This window comes from Chryseobacterium sp. JJR-5R (assembly GCF_034047335.1).
Lineage (GTDB): Bacteria > Bacteroidota > Bacteroidia > Flavobacteriales > Weeksellaceae > Chryseobacterium.
This window is the reverse complement of the sequence record NZ_CP139137.1, coordinates 3,812,181-3,831,116: the sequence shown is the minus strand read 5'-3', so window position 1 is coordinate 3,831,116 and position 18,936 is coordinate 3,812,181. Positions and strand designations below refer to the sequence as shown.

11 protein-coding genes are annotated in these 18,936 nt (G+C 42.2%); 3 read left to right on the top strand and 8 right to left on the bottom strand.

Annotated elements, in window-relative coordinates; translation table 11 throughout:
• The first annotated feature begins 110 nt into the window (after positions 1-110).
• The 3 genes from rplM (at position 111) to rpsB (ending at position 1,903) form a co-directional block, all read left to right on the top strand.
• Positions 111-566, top strand: a complete 456-nt coding sequence (gene rplM / locus SD427_RS16900) for a 50S ribosomal protein L13 (RefSeq protein ID WP_027387549.1) — start codon at positions 111-113, stop codon at positions 564-566.
• 6 nt (positions 567-572) lie between these two features.
• The gene (gene rpsI / locus SD427_RS16895) at positions 573-959 is read left to right on the top strand and encodes a 30S ribosomal protein S9 (protein WP_034678948.1); all 387 of its coding nucleotides are present in this window, start codon (positions 573-575) and stop codon (positions 957-959) included.
• A 182-nt stretch (positions 960-1,141) separates the two neighbouring features.
• Positions 1,142-1,903, top strand: coding sequence for a 30S ribosomal protein S2 (gene rpsB, locus SD427_RS16890; protein WP_320558949.1), 762 nt, complete (start codon positions 1,142-1,144; stop codon positions 1,901-1,903).
• Positions 1,904-2,014: 111 nt separating this feature from the next.
• Here the strand turns inward: rpsB and SD427_RS16885 are convergent, their stop codons facing one another.
• From SD427_RS16885 to SD427_RS16850, 8 genes are all read right to left on the bottom strand, one after another.
• Entirely contained in the window at positions 2,015-2,494 is a 480-nt protein-coding gene (locus SD427_RS16885) for a DUF6759 domain-containing protein (protein WP_320558948.1), read from the bottom strand.
• Between the two features lie 208 nt (positions 2,495-2,702).
• A complete protein-coding gene (gene trmB, locus SD427_RS16880; RefSeq protein ID WP_320558947.1) occupies positions 2,703-3,380 on the bottom strand; it encodes a tRNA (guanosine(46)-N7)-methyltransferase TrmB in 678 nt (225 codons plus the stop codon).
• A 79-nt stretch (positions 3,381-3,459) separates the two neighbouring features.
• Positions 3,460-4,242 carry a DUF6759 domain-containing protein gene (locus SD427_RS16875; protein WP_320558946.1) on the bottom strand — a complete coding sequence of 261 codons (783 nt, stop codon included), beginning with the start codon at positions 4,240-4,242 and terminating at the stop codon, positions 3,460-3,462.
• A 201-nt stretch (positions 4,243-4,443) separates the two neighbouring features.
• Positions 4,444-5,232, bottom strand: coding sequence for a hypothetical protein (locus SD427_RS16870; protein ID WP_320558945.1), 789 nt, complete (start codon positions 5,230-5,232; stop codon positions 4,444-4,446).
• A 156-nt stretch (positions 5,233-5,388) separates the two neighbouring features.
• Positions 5,389-8,793: a T9SS type B sorting domain-containing protein gene (locus tag SD427_RS16865; protein WP_320558944.1), complete on the bottom strand. Its 3,405-nt coding sequence runs from the start codon at positions 8,791-8,793 to the stop codon at positions 5,389-5,391.
• A gap of 111 nt (positions 8,794-8,904) precedes the next feature.
• On the bottom strand, positions 8,905-11,724 hold the full coding sequence (locus SD427_RS16860; RefSeq protein ID WP_320558943.1) for a T9SS type B sorting domain-containing protein: 2,820 nt from the start codon (positions 11,722-11,724) through the stop codon (positions 8,905-8,907).
• Between the two features lie 594 nt (positions 11,725-12,318).
• Positions 12,319-15,483, bottom strand: coding sequence for a gliding motility-associated C-terminal domain-containing protein (locus SD427_RS16855; RefSeq protein ID WP_320558942.1), 3,165 nt, complete (start codon positions 15,481-15,483; stop codon positions 12,319-12,321).
• 78 nt (positions 15,484-15,561) lie between these two features.
• The gene (locus SD427_RS16850) at positions 15,562-18,918 is read right to left on the bottom strand and encodes a T9SS type B sorting domain-containing protein (protein ID WP_320558941.1); all 3,357 of its coding nucleotides are present in this window, start codon (positions 18,916-18,918) and stop codon (positions 15,562-15,564) included.
• Positions 18,919-18,936 lie beyond the last annotated feature (18 nt).

The window sequence follows — 18,936 nt, the reverse complement described above, 5'->3', positions numbered from 1 at the left end:
ATAAAGGGCCTGAGTATTTAAAACAAAATATGTTTTTGCATTCTGAAAATAATGTGTACCTTTGCACACCCTTTTAGGGGAAAATTATGTTTAATCTTTAACTAAAACGTGTGAATACATTAAGTTACAAAACTGTTTCAGCGAACAAAGCTACTGCTAATAAAGAATGGGTTGTGGTAGACGCTGAAGGACAGCCGTTAGGAAGACTAGCTTCTACGGTTGCAAAGATTTTGAGAGGTAAGCACAAAACAAACTTTACACCCCATGTAGATTGCGGTGATAATGTAATTGTTTTGAATGCTGGGAAAGTTACCCTTTCCGGAAACAAGTGGGACGATAAGACGTACATCTGGCATACAGGTTATCCTGGTGGTCAGAAGTCTATGACTGCGGCTGAACTTCAAAAGAAAGATTCTTTAAAAGTATTGGAAAAATCCGTAAAAGGAATGCTTCCGAAAAACAGATTAGGATCTGCATTGCTGAAGAACCTTTATTTATATGAAGGAACTGAGCACAAGCACGAAGCTCAACAGCCTAAAACAATTAATGTTAACGAATTTAAATAATTAATTATGTCTATAGTTCACAAAATCGGAAGAAGAAAAACTTCTGTAGCTAGAGTTTATGTAAAGCCGGGAACCGGTAACATTACAGTAAACGGTAAAGATGCTGCAACTTATTTCTCTACAGACGTGATGGTTTATAAATTAAACCAGCCGTTTATCCTTTCTGAAACTGTTGGTCAGTATGACGTTACCGTTAATGTTTTCGGTGGTGGTAATACAGGTCAGGCAGAGGCTATCAGATTAGGTATTTCAAGAGCTTTATGTGAAATCAATGCTGAATTCAGATTAGCTTTGAAACCTGCTGGTTTACTTACAAGAGACGCAAGAATGGTGGAAAGAAAGAAGCCAGGTCAGAAAAAAGCAAGAAAGAGATTCCAGTTCTCAAAACGTTAATTTTCAGACTTCAGATTGGAGATATCAGATTTCAGACTTTTTTTCGTCTGTTATCTTGTATCTGAAATCTATTAATCTAATTTTAAAATTGCCCGTTACGTTTAGCATCCAAACGCTTCTCCCATCTAAAGAAGTTGTTGATTGTTTAAGAGACGGAAAGTAAACTAACAAAAACAGAAAACATGGCAAAAGCAAATGTAAAAGACCTTCTAGAGGCTGGCGTACACTTCGGTCACATGACCAGAAAGTGGAATCCAAATATGGCTCCATACATTTTTATGGAGAAAAACGGTATTCACATTGTAGACTTACATAAAACAGCAGTTAAACTGGATGAAGCGTGCAGCGCTTTGGAAAAATTAACTTCTGCAGGTAAAAAAGTTCTTTTCGTAGCCACTAAAAAGCAGGCGAAAGAAGTAGTTGCTAAGCATGCTGCTGAACTTAATATGCCTTATATCACAGAAAGATGGCCGGGAGGTATGTTAACGAACTTCGTTACGATCAGAAAGGCTGTAAAGAAGATGAACTCTATCGACAAAATGAAAAAAGACGGTACGTTCGAAACTTTATCTAAAAAAGAAAGATTACAGGTAGACAGACAAAGAGCTAACCTGGAGAAAAACTTAGGTTCTATCTCTGACATGGTTCGTCTTCCTTCTGCAATCTTCGTTGTAGATATCATGAGAGAGCACATCGCTGTAACGGAAGCTAAGAAATTAGGAATTCCTGTTTTCGGTATTGTTGATACCAATTCTGACCCTAGAAAAGTAGACTTCGTTATCCCAGGAAACGATGATGCTTCTAAATCCATCGATATGATCCTGAACATTGTTTCAGATTCTATCAAAGAAGGTCAGTCTCAGAGAAAAGCTGATAAAGAAAAATCTAAAGAAGAAGGAGAAGCAGTATCTGCTGATAAAGATGCTGACTTTGACGGAGAATAATTAAGGTTTTCCTTACCATACAAAAAACCACCGGATCTCAGATTCAGTGGTTTTTTTATTTGATAAAGCTGAGGGATTTAGGTTAATCTTCAGTGTCACAGTTCATTTTAATCAGTCGGCCTGATTTGAAAGCACCAGGCTGTAAGCACTGCTTACGAATTTGGTTTTCTGGTACACTGCATCACAGATCATCCCTGAAAAGTTGTAATTCTGGTTTTTCGGAACCATAACGGCAGCCTTTTTATTGATCCCGATCGGAATTTTCTTAAAGTAGTTGTTTCCGCTGACGGTCAGCACGATATTACAGCGGGATTTATTTTCTGCCGTAACCGATGTTCTGGTCGGATCCGAGGAACCGTTCAGCATATCCGTTAAAACCGCAGCCGTTTCGGATTTGTAGGTTTTAGTTAATGCCTGATATTCTCTTTCTGCCTGCGCCGCAGGCGTAGTACTGCTTCCCGTATTTGAAACCGCAGGAACAACGGCAGGAACCGTTTTTCTTACAGGATAAGCAGGTTTCTTCGGAGCTGTGCTGCCGCAGCTGTTCAGAAATAAAGCAGCCATGACAGAAAAGGAAAGTAGTATTTTCATTGACAAAGTATCTGGGTGTAAATGTAATATTTTTACTTTTTTCAGCAGCCTTTTTTCCGGATTATATACAATTGTTTTTATTGAAAATTTTCTTTCGCATACATTCGGTCATCTTTTTTAGGCAGCAATTAAATAAATAATGAATAAAAAAAGGATGCCTCTTTTATGGGCATCCCTTATTATAACTAATCGGAACGATTAAATTTTTTTAATTGATCCTGAATTTAATATAGGTAATTGTTTTTCCTTTGGCCGAAAACAGTTCTTCATAATAGGTCCTGATATCCCTTAAATGAGGCGTATCCGGGTCATATTCCGGAGCTCCGTAAATATCATTGTGCGCCGTAATGATTTCATAGCCTGCGCCCTGTAAGAACCCCAATGTGTAGCCGTGAAGGAATTCAGAATCTGTTTTTAAATGAACGATTCCGCCGGGCTTAAGGAATTTTTTGTACCTCTCTAAAAAGTCAGGATGGGTGAGCCTGTGCTTTGTGCGCCTGTATTTGATCTGCGGATCCGGAAACGTAATCCAGATTTCATCCACTTCATTTTCCCCGAAAAAATGGTCAACCAATTCGATCTGGCTTCTTAAAAAAGCAACATTTTTCATGCCGCTTTCAACCGCTTCTTTGGCCCCGAACCAGAATCTTGCCCCTTTTATATCGATCCCGATAAAATTTTTCTCAGTGAAAGTCTTGGCAAGTCCTACAGAATATTCACCCTTTCCGCATCCTAGCTCCAGAACAATCGGGTTGTCGTTTTTGAAGAAGTCCGTTCTCCATTTCCCTTTGAGGCCAAAGCCGTTCAGTGCTTCCTCCCTTGTCGGCTGGATTACATTCGGTAATACTTTGTTTTCTGCGAATCTTACTAATTTGTTTTTACCCATGAGAAATTTAAAATCCCGCAAAAATAACGAAAATTACACAAATGCCTTATGGTTAATATTAAAAATAGAAAACTGATGCTTATTTTTTTGAAGAACTGCCTAAGGCAACCATCAGAGGTTTCTGGATGGTCTTTTGTGAGGCATACTGCACACCGCAGACAATACTGGTGAACAGATAGTCGCCTTTCTGTACCACAATTGAATTATCACCATGTGAAGGGACCGGAAGCCTGTATTTTGTAGTTCCGATGCCTTCGATCCGGACGATAATATTACAGTCGGATTTATTTTCGATCATGATGATGCATTCTTTGGCATTGGGATCATTATCGAAAAGGGAATTCAGGATTTTTACCGTTTTGTTTTTATGCTCTACCGGGTTTTCGGCCATCAGCATGTTGAATTCTGAAGCTTCCGTATCCGGGATGGCCGCGGCAGGTTTTGCAGCTGCTACAGGCGCAATATAAACGTTCTGAGGATTACTCGGGGTATAGACCACGGCAGACTGCCCGGCCTGCAGTTCTTTCTGATATTTTGCAATCTGCTTCTGTTTAATGATCGCATTCATCTCATCAAAGGATATCTTGGTGGAAGAACGCCTTTTCAGCATGGCCAGCCAATCCTGCATCTGCCGTACTTTGGTATCTCCAGGCTTGGCATCTTTAATATATTCCTTCATCATCTCCATCACGCGGGGTTTCAGGACAGACCTGCGGGGATCATCCGGATGGGCATCTCTTAAGAAAGCATTGATCTCGTAAATATTTTTGCTTTTTAAAATATTATGGTAATCTTTTCCTGTTGACTGGGCTGAAAGATTCATAAAAAGAAAGGCACTAAAAAATAAAAGCAGCTTTTTCATTTACTAAAATTAATTTATAATAAAAACATCTTCTCAGCCTCATTGAATTCAGGTTATCAGTATAAATGCATTCTGTGAAAGCAGTGTGATTTTTCTCCATTCCCAGATTTATCGATAAAATTACTATAATTTAGATAAAAACAAAAAATGTATACCGCAATTTTTGCCATATACATTTTCCGGCCTGATAAAAGCAGGGATTTATTTCAGGATTTCCTGAAGATGGGAGTTTCTTAACCGTTTCTGATAAATCGGCAGGTACTTCTCTATTGGGATTTTTACCGCCTCAAAATTGCCGGCTGCCACATACGGATCAACATTTTCTGAAGTATAGACAAACTGAATAAAGTTATCAATAAGATTTTCCGGAATTTTTAATCTTGTGAAATACTCTTTACCGAGATAATTTCTGATCTGTGCTACAGAATTGTTCATCCGTTCATATGCCAGGTAACGCTGTTTCTTTTTCCTTTCTCCGGAAAGGATATCGTATATGCTTTCCAGGCTGAAGGTAAGGCCGCCGTCCCTTAATCCCGCCACCGGAAGCTGCGGAGGAGTGCCGTCACCCTTAGGTTCAGGCAAGCCGATCACTTTTTTTATGGCAAGTCCCTTATCTTCTTTCTTCAGGGCATTTACATCATACCTCAGGTTTCCCGTAGGCTTAAATCTGTTGATGACAATTTCCTGAATATCATGATACGCAATTTTCAACTCGACCAGATTTTTCTGGTCGACCATCTGAGGCGTAAGCTTAATATCTTTTCTTTCCGTAACAATAGAAGTGAAACGTACAATATCGCCGGCATTGGCAGGAAGGTTGAAATCACCGTTGTAATCACTCAGAACAGTCTTCTGCGTGGTGAGGTTGGTAACGTATACCTGGTTGAGATATAAAACGGAATTGTCTTTCAGAAAAACTTCTCCGGAGTAGAGCTGGGCGTTAATTTTTGCCAGAAAAACCAACAGCAATAGGGTAAATAGCTTCTTCATATAAGTGAATACAAAATTACGCACAATTGCATCAATTTATATCTTGTGAAGACAGTTCCCGTGGTTAAAGTTATATTAAACTTTAGTTTAAAACTGTTAATGAATGTTATAAGAATGGTTTAAATATAATAAGTCTTTTTCAAAATTATAATCGGTTTAATAGTTCTTTACCAGAAGCCAGCTTGAATATTTTACCGTTGTACTTCCCCCGAATTCCGTCCAGCTGATAAAATACCAATACGTAGCTGTATTTACCGACCTTCCGGTAATTTTTCCGTCCCAGATAAACCGGTTGGCCTTGCTGCCCCTGAAAATTTCCGAACCGTATCTGTCGAAAATCCGGAACTCGATACGGTCGTTATCCATTAATGCCGAATAATCTATGGCATCATTATACCCGTCCATATTCGGAGTAATGGTATTGATAAGATTGATAATAACAAAAGTCCTGGTCACCTCATCGCACCGGTTGGCATCGCGGACATGAATGATATGGTTTCCTCTCGGTACATTCATAAATACATTTGAAGCCTGCCAGATGTTTCCGTCCAAAGAATATTCATAAGGGGGCGTTCCTCCGCTGACTCCTATGGTCACCGTATTCTCGCTGATTTCAATCAGGCTGATCACCGGAAGCACAGATTCAGTTACGGTAACGGTCTGCCTGTACGTACATCCTCCCGAAGTAAGATCTACCCAATAAGTCCCTGCCGTAACATTTGTAATGGAAGGAGTGGTTGCTCCCGTATTCCAAAGATAACTGTCGAATCCCTGCCCTGCATCCAATGTCGTCAGTGTTTTCGGACAGATGATTTTATCTGTTAAAACAGTGGAGTGCTTAGGGATGGTTACTGTAATGCTGATGGAAGCGATATTGGGGCAGACCCCCGGTTTCTCAAACCGGATGTAAATGGTCTGGGTTCCCGTTAAGTTTACCGGGCTTGACAGCTGGGCGGTATTGTTCTGTGCATCTGCCAGGGTAGGATGAAAAGTTGCGGTAACCAGAGGGTCAGCGGTGTACTGGCTGATGTAGGAAGTTAAGTCTATGGATTTAATCCCGTCTAAATTGTCATCACACAGGGTAACAGTATGGCTGGTCTTGATCAATGGGATTTTAGCCCCGATGGTAAATATAAGAGGTTTGATGACAGGTGGGCATCCGTCCGGAGAATCTACCCGGATATAAATGGTGGTTGTTGCCGTATAAGACCAGCTGTTCGGAAGGGTATTCGCATTTCCGGCATTGGCATCCGTTATATTTGCATAATACCTCACGCCAGTGAAATAAGACGGGTTACCCACAACAAGCGGAGTAATGGCGGATAAGGTTATATTGACCACACCATCTAAATTATCATCACAGAAAGCCCCCGTATAATTATTGATTACGTTTGCAAAAGGATATACGTTAAGCGTGATTTGTGCAATGCTTTTACATCCTATATTGTTTTTCACCACGGCATAGACAATAGTCCCGTTAGTTGCAGGATAAACTGTAGGGGTAGCTATTAATGTTCCGGGGGTTTCATTCTGGGCATTCAGCAATGTAGGATAATAGGTAACGGTTACCGGTGAACTGCCGGTGACGTTGGCCGTTGTCAGATTGAATATTCCCTGTCCGGATCCTGTATCGCATGCATTCAGTGTGGCATTGTTAACGGTTAAAGTTTGAATGCTGATGGTTACCGTTACGGTTTCACAATCAGGGAAATCAGGATTATTCGCGCAGAATGTATAGGTAAAGGTATCGGTTCCTACTGTTCCCGGACTGGTTACGTTATAAGTGATAATGCCTGTTGCAGCATTTATAGTTGCTGTTCCTGAAGTGGGCGGCGTAAGGATGGCTACTGTTGAAGGAACCGGTGTCTGCGCAGATGCTGTAAATGCAGGCACAATGGTCTTTGTGGTACAGACATCATATGCTGCTGCTGTCAGTCTGGTACAGTTCAATACTTTGAATTGTTCGGTTACCAGAGGCGCACAGCTTCCCATCGTTACTGAACAGGTGTAGTATCCTGACTGGGCAGGCGTGATGGATGGTCCTGTGGCACCCGGAATAAGCGTTCCGTTGATGTACCACTGATAGGTCTCATAAATAACCGGGTCTACGGTAAGAATAATCCCCGGAATACAGTCGCCTCCGGATTTCAGGATCACAGGCTGGGTAGGAAAACCTGCAAAAAAACCGCCGTAGCCCACCGCATCGCTTCCTGCCGTAATTCCTCCGGTAATCGCTTTGGAAGAAACCACCGTAATGGTTCCTGTTGTGTTTGGGATTCCGTAGGTTACCCAGTTATTGGTTCCGGTCATGTTAAAAGGGCCGGTGGCTGCCGGTGGTACAGCACCGTTGACCGTAACTACTGCTCCTCTTTCCGTGATCAGGTTAAGCTTTGTCGGGATATTTAATATGCCAGACGGATTCCCTCCGGAGTAGACAAAATTCTCATTGATCAAGCCCAGCTCGTTGATCTGTTTGGGCAGATAGCAGTTCAGCGAAGGAATAAAATTAAAGCCGCCTGTGGCCACTTCATTTCCTGTTGCGTTGGAATCTCCCGCCAATACCTGATAAATGTAAGCATTTTTGGAGGTCCGGATGTATAAATTATAATGGCTGTTCCCCTGAAGCTGGTATTTATTGCCCGGGATCATAAAATACTGTCCGGTATTTAAAGTAGCAATAGGAACAACCTCATCATTAACCCGGACTTCCGTGTTGTTTTCAGTGGCCACGACAAGCGCGCCTTCCATATTTGAAGTAATGCTTCCGTTCCCTTTTACCAGGGCGAATTCATTTCCCAATCTTTCTACGGGTACGGCCTGGTCCATTAAAATATCCGAACTGCTGGGATAGTTTCCGGCATACTGGCCGTTAAAATTTCCGTTCGTGACATTCACAGGTTTATCGGAGACGATCTTGGCCCCGATAAAACCGTCGGAATTTCCGGTATTGCTCCCGCTGCCGTCAATGATATAAGACTGTCCTTTATTTAGAGTAAAAGTCATTGAAGGTGTCGTAGTACCTGTGGTACCGTTTGAAAACTGCACGGCAGGCTTATACCCTGATACGGTAACCGTAGTATTGTCTTCCGTTGCCAGTACGCTCGCCATAAAATTCAGGATTGAATTGCTCACCGTAATCGGGGCATTGGCAGCATAGAAAAGCTTCCCGGTGGAAGGGATCCCTTTTGAGGTTATGATTTCTGCGTGGTTATACACGGAAAATCTGAGGTTGGCATAAAAAGGGAATTCGGCTTTTACGTAGAGGCCTTTCGTAATCGGTGTGAAAAGGTCAGTCTGCTGGGTGGTGATGATATAATCGCGTAGGATATCGACTTTCTGCGGATTGCCCTTGCTGATTATTGCCGTAGCAATCAGGATGTTATTGTTATAAATGCTTACAGGAAAAGGAGTAGTTCGATTGGTGGAGAGATAAAGCTTCTGATTGGGATTCGGGTTTCCCGTGCGGTCTACCATAGGCGCAAACCAATGCTCCCTGTCCAATTGTGCAAATGCAGAAATGAAAAAATAAAATATAAACAAAAAAGATAGAACTTTTTTCATTCAGAGGTCGTATTTATTACAAATTTAATAATAAAAAGTTTTAGCGGCTTAAAAAATAAATAAAAAACCATGATTTTAAAATCATGGTTTTCAGTACATTATTGTGAGATATTATTCCATGTTTTTTACAAGGATCCATCCTGAATATTTTACCTGGGTCTGTGCTTTGTTGGGTTCTGTCCATGTGATCTCGTACCAGTATGTGGCAGTCGGGATCTTTTTACCGTACATGGTTCCATCCCATTTATAAGCATTGAATTGATGGGCCTGATGTACTTTGTTCCCATACCGGTCATAAATATTGAATATCAGGTTTTTCTTGTAAGCCAGCTCAGAATAGTCAATGTAATCGTTTTTATTGTCCCCGTTCGGAGTAATGGCATTAAGCAGGTTCGGAACGGTTACGGTTACATCGATAGGCTCACAGTTATAAAAGTCCTTCACATAGATACTGTTTTCACCTCTCGGAAGATTTTCGAAAAAGTTTGAATCCTGCCACTTGATGCCGTCCAGTGAATATTTGTAAGGAGGTGTTCCCCCGATCACACTCACGGTAATGGTGTTGTTTTTAATTTCAAGATTTGAGATTACGGGCTGTACTGCAGGGATTACCTTTACATTCTGCCTGGTAAAGCATTCTCCGGTTTTAAGGCTGACCCAATAGGTGCCTACTCCTGCACTGATGGTCTGGGTTGTTGCCCCGGTGCTCCACTGGTAGCCGTCAAATCCGGGTCCTGCGTCCAGCGTGGCTTTATTTTCTATACAGATAATTTTATCACTCAGGACAGCAGACTGTACCGGAGGAATCACGTTTAACGTAATTTCCGCAATGCTGAAACATCCGTTGGAGTTGATTACTTTTACGTATACTTTTGTGTTTGAAGCAATATAGTCTATCGGGTTGATTTCATTGATTCCGCTGGAAAGGTCTGCGAGGGTAGCATAATATTTCTTGGTAAGCCCCGGTTGCGTTGTGAACCCTGATGTTTCAAGATTGAACATGGCCATGGTAGGGCGTCCTTCAATATAGCACGATCTGATGGATACGTTTTTTACTACAGGATTTGGAGCCACAATCAGGGTCATCGTTACCTGTTCGCAGCCTACTCCGGTAGCAGGATTCGCACAGAAATGATACACCATGAGGTCATTGCCTGAAAATCCGGAATTTGCGGTGTAGGTAATGATTCCCGTTGCAGGATCTACAGTTGCTGTTCCTTTTGTAGGCGGCGTATCAATCTGTACCGTGCCTAAAATAACCGGAATGTTGGCATAATTGGTGAATTTCGGAATAATTGTTTTCTGGGAATCACAGATAATCAAGCTTTTTGTAATCTGTTCATAGCAGGATTCTACTAAGAAGACAGGTGTTGTTGCAAAGCATCCCCCCATGCCTACTTTTACGGTATAATTTCCTGCCTGCATCGGAGTGTAGGTGTAGGTATTGGCACCCATAATAGGACTATTGCCCAGGAACCACTGGTAAGATTCAAAACTGTCACCCGTTTCCAGTACTGCTCCCGGAATACATTCTCCCGTTTTGCTGATTGCCGGAACAGAAGAAAAACCTGCAAAATAACCTCCGTATCCCACGACACCGCTTCCGCCGGCGATCCCTGCCGTAACCGCTTTGTTGGAAATAATGGTAACATTTCCGGTAACTCCGGTAAGGGAATAAGACTCCCAATCCATAGTTCCCGTTACATTATAAGGTCCCTGTGCGGCAGTCGGCGTCACACCATTGACTGTCACTGATGCTCCTTTTTCCGTTAAAATATTAAGTTTGATGTTATTGGCAGCCTGGGGAAGCATTTCTATCATCCCGATCTCGTCAATTTTTCTGGGCAGCAGGCAGTTTAGCGGAGGAATATAATTAAACCCGACCGTTGCGCTGGAAGTGGCAGTACCGGCAAGAAGCTGATAAACGTAAGCATTTTTCGTAGTTCTTACGTACATATTGTAATGGCCGCTTCCCTGGTCTATGTAGTTGGTATTATTGGGCTCATTTACCCGGTAATGCTGCCCTTCATTAATAGTAGCAACAGCAACAGGGTTATCGTTAACAAATATTCCGGTATTGTCTTCCGTTGCAACCACCAATACATCTTCTGTTTTAGCGGCGATATTACCGAATCCTTTTACAATAACGAATTCTTTTCCTAACCTATCTGTAGGAACAGACTGGTCCATTATGATATCCCCGCCCGTTAATCCGGTACCGATGTTGTATTCACCCAGGAAGTTCCCGTTGGTTACGGAGACCGGCTTGTCTGAAATTATTTTAGCCCCGATAAAACCGGACTGGTTGCCGGATTGGTTCCCTCTTCCCTCAATGATGTAGGATTTCCCCTTGTTGAGAGTCATGGTTAAAGTAGGAGAAGCCGTACCGTTAACGCCGTTGCTAAACACCACAGCAGGGGAATATCCTGAAACCGTAACGGTGGTATTGTCTTCCGTAGCCAGAATTCCGGTTGTGAAATTCATCCCTGAGCTGGAGTTTGTAATCGGTGCCACAACGGCATAAAATTTCTTTCCGATCCCTGCTTTTCCTTTGGATGTTAAGATTTCACCATGCGCAGGAACCACAAACCTGAAGGTTGCAAAGAAAGGTTTGGTGCCTTTAAGATAGAGCCCTTTGGTGCCGACTGTAAAAAGTTCCCCTACTGTAGAGCTGATCATATCAGAAGCATTGATGTCGTATACCTGCGGACTGCCTTTACTGATGGTTGATGTTCCCAGAACGGCTCCGTTATTGTAAATGGTAACGGTAAAAGGAGTTACTGAATCCGTAGAAAGGTACAGTGCCTGCTTTGCCGTAGAAGATAAATTGGAAGCTGAAAAAGGAGCAAACCAATGTTCTGTATCTCTTTGGGCTGAAAGTTTAATAAACGTAAGCGTGAATAGAATAATAAAATAGAACTGCTTTTTCATGGTTGATCAGTTAGTATTGACAAAAGTAAAGTATTATTTCCTAAATTTTGTAAAAAACATAAAAAAAACACAGTTTTAAAGCCGTATTTCTAATAATTTATGATAAATGATGTCATTCTGTATTTTATAATAACGGATCGGAAATGTTGTATTAAGATATGCTGAACACGTCTTACCGTTAAAACGGATGTTATGGTTAAAGAACCCTTTGTATATTCCAGCCCGAATATTAACATAAGCCTGTCCTGACTTCATGAACTCCAGTCAGTAGGCAATCGGAACTATCCAGTGCGTACATCTCCGACAGCCTGCTGAGTAAGAGATACTGACTCTTACCGGAAAGAATTTGAATAATTAGGGCAAAATCAGGAATGCTTGCAGGAATAATAAAGGGAGTTCCTGCTTCTTCTGTTTAAGTGTATTGAGTACTTGTTTATGGAGCAGAACTTAATTTGAAATGCAGAGGTCCAGATGGTGTTTTAATATTTTATTATACCGGATCTGAAGCTTAATAAAAAAAACACTAAAGAAAACTTTAGTGTTTTTTATAGGCTGCTTAAGCAGTTATCGTTCGGTTTGAATTGATATGGATACTTAATTTATATTTTTCACCAGGATCCATCCGGTGTATTTAATAGGTGTTTTGTCTTTATTCGGTTCATTCCAGTTGATGTGATACCAGTAGGTTCCGGTGACTAATTTCTTGTCGTAATGTTTACCGTCCCATTTGTAGTTGTTGAACTTGTCTCCGGTAAAGATCTTGTTGCCGTACCGGTCATAGATGACGAACGAAAGGTTCTCCTTATAAGCCAGCTCACTGTAATCAATAAAATCATTCTTGTTGTCTCCGTTCGGAGTAATGGCATTGATCAGGTTCGGTACGGTAACTTCCACAGAAACCGGCGTACAGTTGTAGGAATCTTTTACATAAAACGTGTGCTGCCCTCTGGTAAGCCCGGTGAATACATTGGAATCCTGCCAGTTGGTTGGTGCATCCACTGCATACTGGTAAGGTGCTTTGCCTCCCGTTACCTGAACGGTTACCGTATTGTTGGAAATTTCAATTTCTGAAATCACGGGATCCGGTGCTTTTTTAACGCTTACCATCTGTTTTACAAAACATCCGTTATCTTCAAGGATTACCCAGTATTCCCCGACTGTTGCTCCTTCCAGAATCTGGGTTGTAGCTCCTGTATTCCACTCGTAAGAGGTGTATCCCGGCCCTGCATCCAGATTTGTCCTGCCGTCGATACAGATCATCTTATCAGTCAGTATAGCAGACCTTTTCGGAGGAATTACCTTTAAGTTCAGTTTGGCAATGGCGTAGCATTGGTTGCTGTTGAATACCCTTACATAAACGGTTGTATTTCCGGAAATATAAGTGTCGGCATTCAGTATTTCATTGGTATTGTTGCTGGCATCCGTGAAGGTAGGATAATATTTTTTCGTAATAGGGGTTTCCGAAGAGACATTTGCAGTGGTCAGGTTAAATACAGCTCTGGTTTCATCCGTTTCAAGGAAACATTCACTCATAGTAGCTTCGTTGACTATCGGAGCAGGAAGGAAAGCAAGGGTGATCTTGGCGTTTCCTACGCACCCTTCGCTGGTGGTTACTTTTACATAGACCGATCCTTCTGAAGAAAAGTAATTGGTAGGGTTGGTTATTTCGTTGGATGATGCATTAAGATCAGCCAGGGTAGGATAGAATTTCTTCACCACAGGAGTATAGTCCGTTACATTAGCCGTAGTAAGATCGAAGAACCCTTTTCCGTTGTACTGGCAGGCTTTAATGGTCCTGTCCGTTAAGATAAAAGGGACAACTGTCAGATTTAAAGTAACATGTTCACAGTCAATGAATTCGGGGGCATTGCCGCAGAACTGGTATACTATGGTATCCGGGCCTACGTAACCGGGATTCGGGATGTAAGTGATCTGCCCTGTTGACGCGTTTACTGTAGCAGTTCCGTGGGTAGGATAGGTAAGTATAGCTACGGTACTGGCTACAGGGATCTGCGATGTAGTGAATGAGAATGCGGGAGCAATTACTTTAGTGGCACAGGCATTTAAAGCAGCCGTTGTATTTCTTAAACATGCAAACACTTTGTAGACAGGAGTTGTAATTGGGGGACATGTTCCCATTGATACCTTGACCGTATAATTTCCTGCCTGTGTAGGGGTATAGGTATTTTGAGTGGCACCGGGTATTATTACGTTATTAAGGGACCACTGATAGCCTTCATAACTGTCATCCACTTCCAGGACAATACCCGGTACACATTCTCCTGATTTTTTCGCAATAACGGGAATTGAAGAAAAGCCTGCAAAATAGCCTCCGTATCCTACGGCTCCACTTCCGCCTGCAATGCCTGCTGTAACGGCTTTTGTTGATTGTACGGTTATATTGCCGGATGCATTGGGCACTGAGTAAGATACCCATGCCGTAGTTCCTGAAACCGGATACGGACCTTGATTAGCCGGTAAAGGTAAACCATTAACGGTAACGGCTGCACCTGCCTCAGTAAGAATATTAAGCTTGACGGTATTGGTAGTCGGAGGTAAAATATTCACCATCGCAATCTCATCAATTTTTCTCGGCAGGAAGCAGTTTAAAGGAGGAACATAATTAAAACCAACCGTTGCATTACTGTTGCTGATCCCTGCTAAAAGCTGGTATACATATACATTCTTAGAAGTTTTCACGCGCATGTTATAATGGCCGCTTCCCTGATCGATATATTTATTGGTAAAAACTAAATTATCAGGGGAACAGACCCGTTTTCCCTGACCGGCATTAAGGGTAAAAACAGGAGTGGTTTCATTATTTACATACACTTCTGTATTGTCTTCCGTTGCTACAATAAGAGCGTCTTCCATGCCTTCCGAGATATCTCCGTTTCCTTTTACAAGAACAAATTCATTTCCTAATCTGTCAACAGGTACGGATTGGTCCATGATAATATCCGAACCGTCGAAACTATTATTCGGGGCGAGGACTGCAAACTGACCGTTAAAATTTCCATTGGTTACGGAAACAGGTTTGTCGGCTTCTATCTTGGCTCCGATAAATCCGGTAGGGTTTCCTGCAACAGTACCTGCTCCTTCAATAATATATGATTGTCCCTTATTAAGATTTATTGTAAGTGTAGGGCTGGCAGCTCCTGTTACACCATTGGAGAACTGAACCGTGGGGTTGTATCCTGAAACGGTAACCGTGGTATTGTTTTCAGTGGCCATGATCCCGGTTGTAAAGTTTAATAATGAACCGGCGCTCAGGTATGTAACCGGCGCAACTACTGCACGGAATAACTTGCCGATACCTGCTTTGCCTTTTGAGGTGAGAATTTCACCATGGCTGGAAACACCAAATCTGTAATTTACAAAATAGGGTTTGCTGGCATGTGTATAGATCCCTTTATTTACTTTGGTAAACTTATCAGCAGCTGCAGTTGTAACCATTATAGTTCCCATAGTAACTCCGGGTACGGGCGGGGTAGGAGTCGAGAAATTGAAAACCTTAGGATCTCCTTTCTTAATTGTTACCGTTCCTATAACCACACTGTTTCCGGAAGTGTCATTGGTGTATATATTTACATCAAACGGATCTACTGAATCTGTAGAAAAGTACAATCCTTGATTAAAGGCTGACATCACAGATGAAGATGCGGCTACCGGTGCAAACCAATGCTCTGTATCTCTCTGTGCAGATAAAGTATTAATTGTTAAAAAAACCAATACTAAGCCGAGTAGAAATCTTTTCATATATCAGGAATTATGATTTCTACAAATTTAACATAAAATCTGAAATATTGTTAATAAATTATAAACAGAGTTAAATTTCTATTCCCGATTCTTAATTAATAACCATCCTGAATATGAAACCGGCAATTTGGTGTCGGGTTCTGTCCATCTCAGTAAATACCAGTAAGTTCCGGTAGAAAGCAGCCTTCCGTTTACCTTTCCGTCCCAGATATAGTTTTTATCTGATGATTTATAGACCGGTGCTCCGTAGCGGTCTGCTACTTCTATGGAAACATTCTGCTTGATCCTCAGGTCAGAATAATTCAGCACATCGTTGAGGCCGTCTCCGTTAGGGGTTATGGTATTCACGAGATTCAGTATCAGGAATTCTTTGATTACCGGAGAGCAGCCGTCTGCACTTAAAACATACACCATATGCATGCCTCTTGATAGTCCCTGGAAGACATTATGCGTCTGATAATCAATTCCGTTCAGGGAATATCGATATGGAGGGGTTCCTCCGGAAACCGATACCGTGGCATCGGAGCCGGAAACCTCAATCTTGGTAATTGTTGGTGCCTGTGCTGTTGTAACATTCACATACTGACGGTAAACACAGCCGTTAAATCCTAGATCGACCCAGTAGTTTCCTGTTCCTGCACTAATGGTCTGCGTTGTTGCTCCGGTGCTCCATGCATAAGATGTAAACCCGGAACCGGCATCCAGTATAGCTTTGTCATTGCTGCATACCAGCTGGTCTTTCAGACGGTCTGATTTTTTAGGTGATTTCAGTGTTATTTTTAAAACAGCTGTATTGGGGCATTCGGAAGCGCTTGTAAACCGGATATAAAATGTGCTTACAGTAATAATGGCCTGATTCGGGGAAATTGTATTGACGCCGTTACGGGCATCGGCTAAAGTGGAATAAAATGATAAGGCAACACCTGTATTGGTGGTGAATAAATTTTTATAGTCATTAAGGTTTACATTTTCCGAACCGTTGAGGTCGTTATCGCAGATCTCATTAATCAGGTTATCGGTAATCAGGGTAATTCTGTTTCCGATCTTGAAATTAATCTGACCGAACACCGCAGGACAAACTCCGGTAAGCGCGTCCATTCTTACATAAACGGTTGTATTTGCTGTATACGTCCAGTTTGCAGGTAAATTGTTTGCATTTCCGGCGGTAGCATCTGCCTGGGTAAGGTAATACCTTACATTGAAACTGGCCGGATTGGTTACGATAGCAGATGTGACATTTAAAAAATTAACGTTCATGGTCCCGTCAAAATTATCATCACAAAGGGCAGCATTAAAATTACCGGTATTGATGTTAGGAGATGGAGTAGTGGAAAGCATAATCTGGGCCACTTTTGTACATCCGTACTGAGAGGTTACATTCGCATAAATGGTTCCTGCAGGCCCGGTGTACGCTGCCGGTACTGCAATAGGTGCTCCTGTGAGTGCAGGATTTGTAAAATACTGGACCGCAGTTCCCGGATCCGGAGAAACATTGACAGAAGTCAGGTTAAAAGTACCGTTTCCACTGGCATCGGCACAGGATGTTAAAGTACCGTTGACTGTCTGCAGGACATTGATGTTGATATTGATTTTAAAATATTCAAAATCGTAAGGGTTTCCGTTGCCCTGTATATAGTAAATAAACGAATCGGTTATATTGGCAGTGATCCCCGGGTTTGGGGTATAGGTAATCTGACCTGTTACAGGGTTTACGGTTGCTGTACCTGAAACTGGTGCTAAAGTAATGCTTGTATTGACAGGAATAATTGTCTGGGTAGAATTCGTAAAGGCAGGAGTAATGGTTTTTGTGCTGCAGGACCCGATGGTATAGGTTGTTGTGGTTATCGGTGGACAGGCCATATAAGCATACGGTGTGGTAAGTTTAGACTCACAATTGTTTTTTGTGATCAGGCAGGTGTAGGTCCCGGCTCCGTACAGTTCAGGGTTAAGGGAATAAGAAGCAGCACCTGGAATTGCCACTCCGTTAAGGTACCACTGATAGGCATCATACGTATTGTCAACCTGCAACAGAAGGCCTGTGTAACAATCTCCGGTTTTTGAAATGACAGGGATAGACGAGAAGCCTGCAAAATATCCGCCATAGCCTACCGCGCCGCTTCCTGCTGCAATTCCTGCGGTAACGGATTTGGTAGAGCTTACTGCAACGGTGCCCGATACATTCAGTACGGAATAGGTTACCCAGTTCGGGTTCCCCGTTACAGGGTAAGGGCCGTTGACAGCTGCAATCGGGTTCCCGTTTAAAGTAACCGCAGCACCGGTCTGGGTGATGATATTTAATCTGGTGTTGAAAGTCTGGCTGCCTATTTTATTGATGAAACCAATTTCATCCACTTTATTCGGCATAAAACAGCTTAAAGGCGGTATGAAATTCATTCCTCCGGTAGCATATTCATTTACGGAAGCACTTCCGGTAATCCCTGCCAGCAGCTGATATACATAAATATTCTTGGTGGCAGAAATCCCCATATTATAATTTCCGCTTCCCTGGTTGAGGTAATTGCTGCTCGGAACCATAAAGTATTGTCCTGCATTAAGAGTAACCGCCGCAGTACCGCCATTGAAAGCAACCTGCGTATTGTCTTCTGTGGCAATGATCAGGGCTGTTTCCATCTGGTAGATGATATTTCCGTTCCCTTTTACCAGCACAAAATCTTTTCCCAGGCGGTCAACAGGCACGGCCTGATCCATCAGGATGTCATTGTTGGTTGTATTGAGTACATTGTAGATCCCGTTAAAATTTCCGTTGGTTACCGAAACAGGCTTCGTAGCTTCTATTTTTGCTCCTGTCAGGCCGGCCATATTGGAACCGGAATCACTGCTTACGGCATCGATAATATAAGACTGTCCGCGGTTTAAGATAAATGTTTTGGTAGCTGCAGAAGTGCCGTCTGAAAAAACAACGTTCGGATCATAGCCTGAAAGCACCACAGAAGTATTGTCTTCCGTTGCAGTGATTCCTATGGTGGAGTTGATGTAATAATTTGAGCCTGTAAGCGGGACAACGCCTGCGTAAAATTTTGTTCCGAGGCCGGCCAGGCCTTTGGAAGTAATGATTTCAGCATGATTGGGAACCGAAAAACGGTAATTGGCAAAAAACTTTTTAGTGCCTTTCACAAACATCCCCATTGAATTGGGTGTAAAAAGATCTCCCTGTTGGTCAGCAATCATGAAATAATTGGGAATATTAACCTGTACCGGGTTTCCCTTGCTTACCTGAACGGTATTGTAAAGTGTATTGCCGCTGAAAATCTGTACGGAAAAAGGAGTAGTTTCATTGGTGGAGAGGTACAGATACCCCTGCAGGTTGGCCATTCCGGATCTGGCCGCCATAGGCGCAAACCAATGGTCCGTGTCCAGCTGGGCATTACATAATAAGCAAAAAAAAGTACAAATAACCAGTAAAATTTTTTTCATGTTTATCAATAAGGGCTG

Excerpts from the sequence above, each read along its gene's own strand:
- rpsI (WP_034678948.1), top strand. The coding sequence starts at position 573 with ATGTCTATAGTTCACAAAATCGGAAGAAGAAAAACTTCTGTAGCTAGA.
- rpsB (WP_320558949.1), top strand. The coding sequence starts at position 1,142 with ATGGCAAAAGCAAATGTAAAAGACCTTCTAGAGGCTGGCGTACACTTC.
- SD427_RS16885 (WP_320558948.1), bottom strand. The coding sequence starts at position 2,494 with ATGAAAATACTACTTTCCTTTTCTGTCATGGCTGCTTTATTTCTGAAC.
- trmB (WP_320558947.1), bottom strand. The coding sequence starts at position 3,380 with ATGGGTAAAAACAAATTAGTAAGATTCGCAGAAAACAAAGTATTACCG.
- SD427_RS16875 (WP_320558946.1), bottom strand. The coding sequence starts at position 4,242 with ATGAAAAAGCTGCTTTTATTTTTTAGTGCCTTTCTTTTTATGAATCTT.
- SD427_RS16870 (WP_320558945.1), bottom strand. The coding sequence starts at position 5,232 with ATGAAGAAGCTATTTACCCTATTGCTGTTGGTTTTTCTGGCAAAAATT.
- SD427_RS16865 (WP_320558944.1), bottom strand. The coding sequence starts at position 8,793 with ATGAAAAAAGTTCTATCTTTTTTGTTTATATTTTATTTTTTCATTTCT.
- SD427_RS16860 (WP_320558943.1), bottom strand. The coding sequence starts at position 11,724 with ATGAAAAAGCAGTTCTATTTTATTATTCTATTCACGCTTACGTTTATT.
- SD427_RS16855 (WP_320558942.1), bottom strand. The coding sequence starts at position 15,483 with ATGAAAAGATTTCTACTCGGCTTAGTATTGGTTTTTTTAACAATTAAT.
- SD427_RS16850 (WP_320558941.1), bottom strand. The coding sequence starts at position 18,918 with ATGAAAAAAATTTTACTGGTTATTTGTACTTTTTTTTGCTTATTATGT.